The following is a 10,166-nucleotide window of genomic DNA, read 5'->3' as shown; positions in this document are numbered from 1 at the left end:
ATAGATTATTCATTGGGCTATAGCCAAGCGGTAAGGCAACGGATTTTGATTCCGTCATGCCCTGGTTCGAATCCAGGTAGCCCAGCCATTTTAGTTTTGACTAGAAATGTTTAAGGTAAGGGGATGTTTTATCTTAGACGCGATCGTGTAAACAGTAAGTAGGTTTAAAAATATTTGGTATTTAGTTATACTTGTAATATTATTATATTATGAGCCATTAGCTCAGTAGGTAGAGCATCTGACTTTTAATCAGAGGGTCGAAGGTTCGAATCCTTCATGGCTCACTTTTGTTTATTCGCGGTCGTGGCGGAATGGCAGACGCGCTAGGTTGAGGGCCTAGTGGAGGTTTCTCCGTGGAGGTTCAAGTCCTCTCGGCCGCATTAGTGTTTTCAAGGGTTTATAGATTTTTATAAAAAAATAGTGGAGTTGAATTTGCTATACTCCAATTGATTTTAAATATAAGATGTTACTGATATTTTCGGTAACATCTTTTTTTATTGAATTTTAAAGTATTGGATATGTTAATACTTTAAATGTATAAATCTACACTATATATAAGTGTATTTATCATAAGGTGAACTTACAAAAGTTGCTAAACCATTATTTTTAGTTTTACCTTTAGTCACAACTTGATCAAGAATATTATTGTTAGTTTATGATGGGATATAGATTTTTAGGGTTGGCAATCGCCAGCTCCTTTTTTATGTCATTTTTGGTAAAAAAATAGTCAAAATTAGAACAATTATGAAGGGTTTTTCCTTGTTATACTTGGATTAAATATTAAAAGGAGGGGGTAATAATGAAATCAAGATTAAGAATTTGATTTAGAGGTAGCTGTTGCAAATGTTCCATCTATACAAGAAATGAACAAGAAAGAAAGAGAGTTGTTTTATAGTATAGTAGAAGAACAAGTTGCATTAATTGATTTAAACGAAGAAGAAAAAGAAGTATATAAAGAAGCTTTAGTTAACTTTTTTGATGAAACTTCTACTACATACCAAAACTTAAATATGTCTCAAAGTGAGTTAGAAAATAATATTGAAGAGATCTCAGAAGAGGGTTCTTCTAATCAAGTTTCATATATTAAAAACGTAATTCAAGAAAACGTTGCAATAAATAGAGCTTCAGCAGCTATTTCAGTAAAAATAGGAGTCAATTTTGCAGGTTCAGTCATAAATGTAGCGATAGGAGCTGCTGTTGGTGTTGGTGTCGGTGCAATTCAAGCGTTTATCATAAAAAAAGGCAAAAAAGAAGCTGAAAAAATGTTTACAAAAACTGTTATTAGTAGATTAAAAGCTTGGGGAGCAAAAAAATTAGCAACTTCGGTAGGAGTTGCTGTCGGAATAGCGATGGATTATATGGATATTGGTGCTCAAATTACAAAACAACTTGATAAAAGAGATAAAAAGCCGAATAACGGGTGGATAGACATAGATTAATTAGGAGTGGGTATATATGAATACCATGTTAAAATATTCTACGATATTCTTATGGGCGGTTCTATTTTTGTATATCTATAACAAACTAATGTCCAAAACCATACTTTATCCTATAATGGGTTTTCTTATATTATTTATTAGCATTACTGTAATACAAAAATTGTTTGAGTTAAAAAAAGGTCGTAACAACATAAACTAGGTTCATTTCCTCTCGGCCACATTAAGTTATATAAAAATTCTAAGACTTCTACGAAATGTAGAAGTTTTTTTATTGTTCAATAGATTTTTAAGTAAATAACTAGTATGAAAATCAAAGTGTAGAGATTCTTATGAAAAGTACTCGTTAATCTATGATAAGAGCAACTAAAGCGAATTGTAGAGAAAAAATCGAGAAGATAAATTTGATTTCTAAGAAGAAATTGAATAATTACCATCAACAAACATCGGCATAGCAAGTATTACAAGACACAGTCATATTAACTTACTACTTAATCGTAAAAATTCAACTTTCAGAAGTTGGCAGTGAGAGACTAGATTTTTATAACTTATTAAAAAATTAAAAATTTTTAAAATTTATTGTATTTTATGTTATTCTTGATTATAATACAAAACATAACAAATGGAATAATTTTTAAGGGAAAGGGAGGTAATTAATGAAAATAGCAGGAATGAATATCACGTTCAAACATTATCCTATCCAGTATTTTTTGGATTGTATGGACCAGTTAGGCATCAGTAGCATTGAATTATGGGCAGGCGAACCACATCTCTTTGTTTATAGGAACCTGCTTTCCAATTTGAGAGAGATAAAGAAAGAAATTAAAGCTAGAAGTATGGAAGTAGTCTGCTATACTCCGGAACAATGCGTCTATCCTTACAACCTTGCCACTTCAGATTCAAATTGGCGTAAAACGAGTATTGATTATTTTATTGAAAATATTCACTCTGCTGTGGTATTGGAGACGGATAAGATGCTAATTACTTCAGGGATAGGTGATTTCTCCATAACAAAAGAAGAATCATGGAAATATGAAAGTGAATCAATCTATAAAATTACGAAGGTGGCGGAACGCGAGGGTATCACACTTGCACTTGAGCCATTAACAAGATTTGAATCTAATTTAATTATTAATACGCGGGAATTAAAGAAGATGATTGAAGAAATACAATCTCCTTCCTTAAAAGGAATGATTGATACCGTTGCGATGAACCTGGCGGGTGAGACACCAGAAGATTATTTTTTATTGCTAAAAGAGCTATGTCATTTCCATTTAATAGACGGTGATAGTAAGACAGATTCTCATCTTGGTTTAGATGATGGTAATTTACAATGGAGAGAATATGTAAAATGCCTTCAAAAGCACCAATACGATGGGGCATGTACCCTTGAAATTATGGGATCAACTTATTATCAAAATCCACTAGATGCTGTTAAAAAATCATTAGAGAAACTAAATGAATTAGGAATTGTATAATTTGAAAATTTGGAGGAGCCCTTTATGAGTAATACTACGCTTACACGAAAGCTCGGATTTTGGTCGGCATTAGCAATTGCTGTTGGTACGACCGTAGGATCAGGTATATTTGTCTCATCTGGTGATGTAGCAAAAGCAGCGGGAACCCCTTCTATTTCTATTTTGGCTTGGATCATTGGCGGTATTATCGCTATTCCTCAAGTAATGGTTCTTGCTGAATTATCAACTGCTTATCCTGAAAATGGAAGCGGTTACGTATATTTGAATAAAGCAGGCTGGAGGCCATTAGCCTTTTTATACGGATGGGCAACGTTTTGGGCACTTGATCCACCATCTATTTCTATTATGGCTTTAGCCGTCGTTTCTTACTTGGCAAGCTTTTTTCCGTTCTTCTCTGGAATTGCGGGCAAGTTGTTAGGGGTTGCGATTATTTTAATAATCACTTCAATTCATTATCGAAGTGTAAAAGAGGGTGGGCTTTTTCAAGTCATTATTACTGCCGTGAAAATTATTCCGTTCATTATTGTGATTGTTCTAGGTTTCATGTATATGAACATGGGGAACTTCTCTTATACGCCTCATGGTGAAACGGTAAAAACAAGTCTAATTGGCGGTGTTTCTGCCACAACTTGGGCTTATACCGGAATGGCTGCGATTTGTTTTATGGCAGGTGAATTTAAAAATCCGGGAAAAACGCTACCTCGTGCATTGATTAGCTCTGTCTTTATTGTGTTAATCTTATATACTCTGCTAGCAGTATGTGTAACCGGATTAATGCCTTTTAATAAATTAATGGATTCCAGTGCAGCTGTTTCTGATGCGGTTAAGTATATACCAGGTCTATCTCATATTGCTTCATCGTTTGTTGCGATTACTGCAATTATAGTTATATTAGGATCACTTAGTTCCTGTATCATGTTTCAGCCTAGGTTGGAATACGCGATGGCGAAAGACGGACTGTTTTTCCAACGTTTTGGTCGTGTCCATCCAAAGTATGAGACACCAAGTTTTTCAATCATTGTTCAAGTTACTTATGCATGTATTCTAGTTTTTGCAACCAATTTAACCACATTACTAGGTTATTTTACTTTAATTCAATTAGTAATTAATATTTTGGATTTTGTAGCGGTATATAAATGCCGTAAGCGGGATGATTATAACCCGATTTATAGGATGCCAGTGTGGAGACTAACAACGATTTTAGCAATTATGAGAGCATCATGGCTTGCTTGGGGTACGTTTACTTGGGCTCCATGGCAAGGAATGGTAGCAGCATTTATTGTCATCGCTACTGGACTACCTGTTTACTTTTACTGGGAAAAAAGATACGGACCGAATAAGAACAAAGACGATAATCTAGTAACAAAGAAGAATTCAATTATTTCAGGAAGCTAGTTTACTTATACTGGCTTCCTGTTTTTTGAAAAAGCGATTGCATTATTTGTTATATTTAATTATAATACAAGACATAACAAATAATATAATATGTAGGGGGATTTAATCATGTTAAAATTTGATGAAGCGCTATTTTTAAACCTTGTAGAAAAAGAAGGACTTACATTTAGAAGTAAAATTGAGGATATCGTCGATTCAATCTGTCAAAAAGGTTACAGCAATCTTTTTCTAATTGGTGCTGGCGGAACGATTGCAATGATGTATCCTTATAAATATATTTTAGAATCAAATTCAACGATTAATGTACATGCCGAAATCGCTGCCGAGTTTATGGTCATGAACAATAAGCATTTTTCAAAGGATTCCGTATGTATTTTTACTTCTGTTTCAGGGACAACGGAAGAAACTGTTGCGGCTGCAGAGTATTGTAAAGAAAGAGGGGCTACTACAATTGCATTAGTAGCGGAGCCGAATACTCCATTAACGCAGGTAGTGGATTACTGTATTACGACCGGCTCGGAAAAACATTCTTTTGATACGTTCTTTATGCTGTTGTACATGGTAGTATTCCGCTTCATGTATAATAACAATGAATTTCCGCAATATGAACAGTTCACAAAAGAAGTTTCCATGTTGCCACAAGCGATTTTAGCTGCCGTAAAAGACTTTGATAAAAAGGCTGAGGAGTTTGCTATTAAACATAAGGATACAGATTATCATATGATGGTGGGCTCAGGTAACTTATGGGGTAACACTTATTCGTACGCAATGTGTATTTTGGAGGAAATGCAATGGATTCATGCAAAATCCATCCATGCAGCGGAGTTTTTCCATGGTACGCTCGAGCTAGTAGTTGAAGATACAAGTGTTATTTTACTTAAAGGTGAAGATGAAACAAGACCATTGATGGAGCGTGTTGAAAGGTTCGCTGAAAAAATTACGAATCAATTAACCGTTATTGATACAAAGGAATTTGAATTGCTAGGCATTAGTGAGGAATTTAGAAAACACTTTTCTGTCAGTATTAACTGGGCAGTTTTAAGTCGAATCAGTGTTTACCTTGAAAGGGAAAGAAACCACTCATTAGACCTAAGAAGATACTACCGCAAAGTAGAATATTGATAAATTTAATGGGCACTACACAGTAGTGCTCGTTTCTTAGATTAAAAAGAAGGTTGGGATTGGATGAGAATTGTTACAGTCGGAGATAACTGTATGGATGTCTATCTTACAAACGGGAAAGTGTATCCTGGAGGAAATCCAGTAAATGTTGCTGTCTACTTAAAGGAGTTAGGGGCAGATTCTTCGTATATCGGCTGGGTTGGTAGTGATTCCTTCGGTGATCAAATGATTAAGTCGATTCAGAGTAAGGGTGTCGATACGTCGTTTATTTCTAAAAAGTTAGGAAAAACAGCTGTTACCCATGTTGAATTGATTAACAATGACCGCCATTTTGGAGTTTATGATGAAGGAGTAATGGCTCAGTTTACATTAACTGATGAGGAACAGGCGTTTATTCAAACTCATCAACTTGTTCATGCTGGGATATGGGGACATGTTGATGGGTATTATCCACTTTTTAAAGAAAAAGGGTTGCTAACTGCATTTGATTTTTCAGATCAGTTAAAGCACGATTTAGTTAAAACACTACCTGGTTTTGTGGACTATTCCTTTTTTTCTTATACAAAGGATGATGAATTTATCAGGGGATTTTTAAAAGATGTAAAAACAAAAGGTTCCAAGGTGGCAGTTGCTACGCTTGGAGAAAATGGATCACTTGCTTTCGACGGCGAACACTTTTATCAATTTGGAGTATTAGAAGATAACGTTGTAGATACAATGGGAGCAGGAGATTCTTTTATATCCGGTTTTCTTTATGGAACTTTACAGGGTCTTTCAATCCAACAGTGTTTGGATTTGGGAACTAAAACGGCTGCAAAAACAATTAGCTACTTCGGTGCATGGTGACGATAACTGGCCGGCAGTGTATAATAATGGTGAAAAACATTGACGGATAGGATGAAAATTATGAACCTAAATTCTTCAACTCCACAGCCTCTCTATATGCAGATAAGGCAAATGCTGCAGAATGATATTCAGCAAGGGAAATATAAACCAGATCAGCAGATTCCCACGGAAGCCGAGCTTTGTGAAACATATAATGTTAGTCGAATCACTATTCGAAAGGCCATTGAGGAATTAGTGAAGGATGGTACTTTGACTCGCATACCACGCAGGGGGACGTTTGTGGCATCGAATAAGTTTAATAATGAACTGTTATCTGTAAGCGGATTCTCAGAGTTTAGCCATCAACTAGGGATGATTCCAAATTCCCGAATCTTAAGAAGTGAAGTCATCCCGGCATCAAAGGACGTTGCAGAATATCTTAAAGTTGAGGAAGGAAGTCGTGTGCTAGAGCTTGAGCGACTTATGTATGTTAACGACCGTCCACTTTTTTATGATATTGCGCATTACTCACTAATTCGTTTTCCTGATTTGGAAAAGAAAATTGCAACTGACGAATCAACTTATAAAGTTCTCTCAAAGGACTATAATACAGAAATCCTAAGCAACGATAAAATCATTGACGTAATCGGTGCGACAAAAGTATATGCTAATTACCTTGAATGTGATATAGGAGCCAATCTCTTTAAAATCCTAAAAATCGCCTATGATTCTAATGAGGAACCTGTCCACCTTTCAACGTTTATGTGCGAAACAAGCAAAGTAACCTTAACTGTTCATCGGACAAAATAGAAATTACTATTATTTTTAAATGAAATACATATTAAAAAACTCACTTTTGATATTTTTCAAAAGTGAGTTTTTAGCATTAATAATTTGCAGGATTTACCTGGATAGGTTTGAAATTTTGATTGCTATCTGAGTAATGCCACCATTCTTTAGAATAGCCTACAAAACCTACTTGTCTCATTGCCTTATCCATAATTTGATAATTATTTTCTTGTACACTGCTTCGTTTATAGCTTCGAGATGCTCTTGAAGAAAAATCATCGAATTTAGATTGCATTTGTACTTCTTTTCCATCTAAAGTACATAGTGTAATATCTACCGTTGCGCCAAGTTGGTGTCCACGGATATTTTTAGGATCAGGTTTAGCTACATAATCCGAATTAGGATATGCGTTCCAAAGTATTTGTTGTGCAGATAAAGGTCTATAAGCATCCCATACTTTAATTGTATATCCCTGTTTTTTAAGTATTGCGTTTGCTTTTGCTAATTTTTTTGCTGTGCTTGTCCTAAGTATTGCTTGACTAAAATGATAAATACGTTTACCAGTAAAGTTATTGCTTGTGTTATATTTCAAGTCAACAATAATACGATTATCTAATGATTTAACGTTAATGAACTCTGCCATCACATATTTTCCATTTATAAATCCTATTGTCTTTTTAAACTTAATTTTATACCATCCATTGGAGTGTTTATTAATAACGGTTAAAAGTTGGCCTTTTTTAACTGAACCGATCAACTTATACGATGCACTAGGCCCACTACGAACATTTAATTTATTTGCAGTTACAGTATAAACTTTATTTGCTGCAAAGGTAGAATCTGGACTTACAAATAAACTTATCGACAGAAATGAAAGAGTTAAAAAAAATACATATATCTTCTTAATAATTCTCATATTTCACCTTCTTTGATTTTTTTAATAATCTGTTAGCTATAACCATTATTCTACAGAAAAGCACACATCACCTTTCATTTTGAAACAATAAAGATAAAATAAAAAACATTACCGTAGAAGTAATGTTTTTTGTTTACAATATTGGAGATAAGAGGCGTGAGATTGCTTCTTTTAACTTAATTATGACTGAACGCTCTTGATATTTTTCAATTGTAAGCTCACTACAATGATTACTATCAATGAAAAAAAGATTTTGAAGCTCAGAAGCTTTTTCTTCTGAATAGGTAATAGCGTTTATTTCGAAATTTAATTTAAAACTACGTGTATCAATATTCGTTGTTCCTACCGAAGCTACTTCTTGATCAACAACGATTGTTTTAGCATGTAAAAAACCATTCTCGTAAAGTAGTATTTTAGCGCCATACGATAAAAGTTCTCCAGCGTATGATAGAGATGCCCAATACACAAATGGGTGGTCAGGTTTACTTGGAATCATAATTCTTACATCGATACCGGATAAAATTGCGATTTTGCACGCATCCATAATGCTTGCATCTGGAATAAAATACGGTGTTTGAATATAAACACTTTTTTTGGCAGACATAATTAACTTAACGTACATGTTTTTTAAGTGCTCTGTTTCTGAATTTGGTCCACTTGCAACTATTTGGATAGGGGTACTTCCAACATTTTTTTCATTATTAAATGAAAATTCCTCTATATTATGTACAGGCTGATTAGTAGCTTGTTGCCAGTCTAAAATAAATCTCCCTTGAATTTGGTTTACTGATTCTCCCTTTATACGAAAATGAGTGTCTCTCCAATAACCAAATTTTTGATCAATACCAAGATATTCATTTCCAATATTGAACCCACCTATGTAGGCAATACTTCCATCAATAATACACAGTTTTCTGTGATTCCTATTATTTAATCGAAAATTGATGAGTCTTAAAAATGAAGGGAAGAAAGCTTTTACCTCTCCACCATGTTTAACAAGTTCTTTGAAAAAAGAGGGGGTAATTCTTTTGGATCCGATGTCATCGTAAAGGACTCGTACTTTTACACCTTCTTCTGCTTTTTTTGTAAGTTCATCTCTAAGTTTTTTTCCTAATGAATCACGCTGGATGATATAGTACTGAATATTAATCTCTTTTTGGGCAAGTTGTATGTCTTTGAATAGAGAATTAAATTTTTCGTGTCCGTCTCTAAACGTTTGGATCTCATTATCTGTCGTTAATAAAGCATTAGCAGACTTTAAATTCATCATAATTAAATGTGAATGTTTTGAAAGTAGCTCATCCTGGCTAAAACTTTGATCATTATGAATTTTATTAGCTTGGTCGGTAACTGCCAATTGAAGATAAGTTCTTTCTTTAGTAGATAGATGATAGAAATTCTTTTGTTTTAGTTGCCTACCTAAAAATAAATATAGTAGAAATCCTACTATAGGTATAAAAAGTAAGATCATTAGCCACGCCCATGTAGCGGCAACATCTCTTTTTTCAATAAATACTAGTACTCCTGCTAGAAGTATATTAATGATAAGGAGGATTGTAAGAAAATTAATATCCATTTTTCACCTTCCTAATAGTAAGTTTATCTTATTTTAGTTTAATATCTTTTTTAATGCACATTAATAATATTTTTTATTTAATAGAAAAAGTATTCTAACACCTCATACTTACTCTAATTTAAAGGAGTATTATTTATACCAATTCTAGTCAATTAAAAAAACGGAAATTTAAACTTCACGATGTATTGAAAGGGAGAGGAACTACTTTAATCGGAGTCTGTCTTTAAATAGTACTATAGTAATTCATTTAATGTTGCGTAGTATTATGTCAGAAACGATAAATATGTACTGATTAAAGCTACATGAATAACATAAAAAGGCCCAATAAGTTCAGGTAAATACGATCAGTAGATAAAAAGTGGATTACTCATGTTTTTTTTTTATTTAAAAGTGTTGACATTAATTGTTCGATGCTTTAATATAGTTTAAGTCACGTCAGACAAGTTAACGAAGTCAACGAAAGCTTATCGTAGTAAGCTTTTAAAGTTAAAAAAACTTTTAAAAAAATGTTGACATACACAGTTAGATGTTATAAACTGTAAAAGTCGCTAACGAAGACGACACACTTTATAATATGCGCCCGTAGCTCAATTGGATAGAGCGTTTGACTACGGATCAAAAGGTTATGG

8 protein-coding genes and 3 tRNA genes are annotated in these 10,166 nt (G+C 33.8%); 9 read left to right on the top strand and 2 right to left on the bottom strand.

The window, feature by feature from the left end:
- Positions 1-13: 13 nt before the first annotated feature.
- The 9 genes from RAH41_RS22295 to RAH41_RS22255 all read left to right on the top strand — a co-directional run bounded on the left by RAH41_RS22295 (position 14) and on the right by RAH41_RS22255 (position 7,066).
- Positions 14-88: transfer RNA gene (locus RAH41_RS22295), tRNA-Gln, on the top strand.
- Positions 89-211: 123 nt separating this feature from the next.
- Positions 212-284, top strand: a tRNA-Lys gene (locus RAH41_RS22290).
- Positions 285-297: 13 nt separating this feature from the next.
- Positions 298-380 (top strand) — tRNA-Leu (locus RAH41_RS22285).
- Positions 381-884: 504 nt separating this feature from the next.
- A complete protein-coding gene (locus RAH41_RS22280) occupies positions 885-1,439 on the top strand; it encodes a hypothetical protein (protein WP_331225446.1) in 555 nt (184 codons plus the stop codon).
- Positions 1,440-2,092: 653 nt separating this feature from the next.
- Positions 2,093-2,914, top strand: a complete 822-nt coding sequence (locus RAH41_RS22275) for a TIM barrel protein (RefSeq protein WP_331225445.1) — start codon at positions 2,093-2,095, stop codon at positions 2,912-2,914.
- A gap of 24 nt (positions 2,915-2,938) precedes the next feature.
- Positions 2,939-4,309 carry an amino acid permease gene (locus RAH41_RS22270; protein ID WP_331225444.1) on the top strand — a complete coding sequence of 457 codons (1,371 nt, stop codon included), beginning with the start codon at positions 2,939-2,941 and terminating at the stop codon, positions 4,307-4,309.
- Between the two features lie 108 nt (positions 4,310-4,417).
- Positions 4,418-5,431 (top strand): SIS domain-containing protein, encoded by a 1,014-nt coding sequence (locus RAH41_RS22265; RefSeq protein WP_331225443.1) that lies wholly within the window; start codon positions 4,418-4,420, stop codon positions 5,429-5,431.
- A 63-nt stretch (positions 5,432-5,494) separates the two neighbouring features.
- Positions 5,495-6,277, top strand: coding sequence for a fructoselysine 6-kinase (gene frlD, locus RAH41_RS22260; RefSeq protein ID WP_331225442.1), 783 nt, complete (start codon positions 5,495-5,497; stop codon positions 6,275-6,277).
- A gap of 60 nt (positions 6,278-6,337) precedes the next feature.
- Positions 6,338-7,066, top strand: a complete 729-nt coding sequence (locus RAH41_RS22255) for a GntR family transcriptional regulator (protein WP_331225447.1) — start codon at positions 6,338-6,340, stop codon at positions 7,064-7,066.
- Between the two features lie 76 nt (positions 7,067-7,142).
- On the opposite strand, the gene RAH41_RS22250 is transcribed toward RAH41_RS22255, so the two are convergent.
- Positions 7,143-7,961 carry a M15 family metallopeptidase gene (locus RAH41_RS22250; RefSeq protein WP_331225441.1) on the bottom strand — a complete coding sequence of 273 codons (819 nt, stop codon included), beginning with the start codon at positions 7,959-7,961 and terminating at the stop codon, positions 7,143-7,145.
- A 133-nt stretch (positions 7,962-8,094) separates the two neighbouring features.
- Positions 8,095-9,537: a cardiolipin synthase gene (gene cls, locus RAH41_RS22245; RefSeq protein WP_331225440.1), complete on the bottom strand. Its 1,443-nt coding sequence runs from the start codon at positions 9,535-9,537 to the stop codon at positions 8,095-8,097.
- Between the last annotated feature and the right edge of the window lie 629 nt (positions 9,538-10,166).

The sequence above is a fragment of the Gottfriedia acidiceleris genome (assembly GCF_036421055.1).
GTDB classification, from domain to species: Bacteria; Bacillota; Bacilli; order Bacillales; family Bacillaceae_G; genus Gottfriedia; species Gottfriedia acidiceleris_C.
The sequence above is the reverse complement of the archived record's forward strand: the minus strand, read 5'-3'. Positions and strand labels throughout refer to the sequence as shown.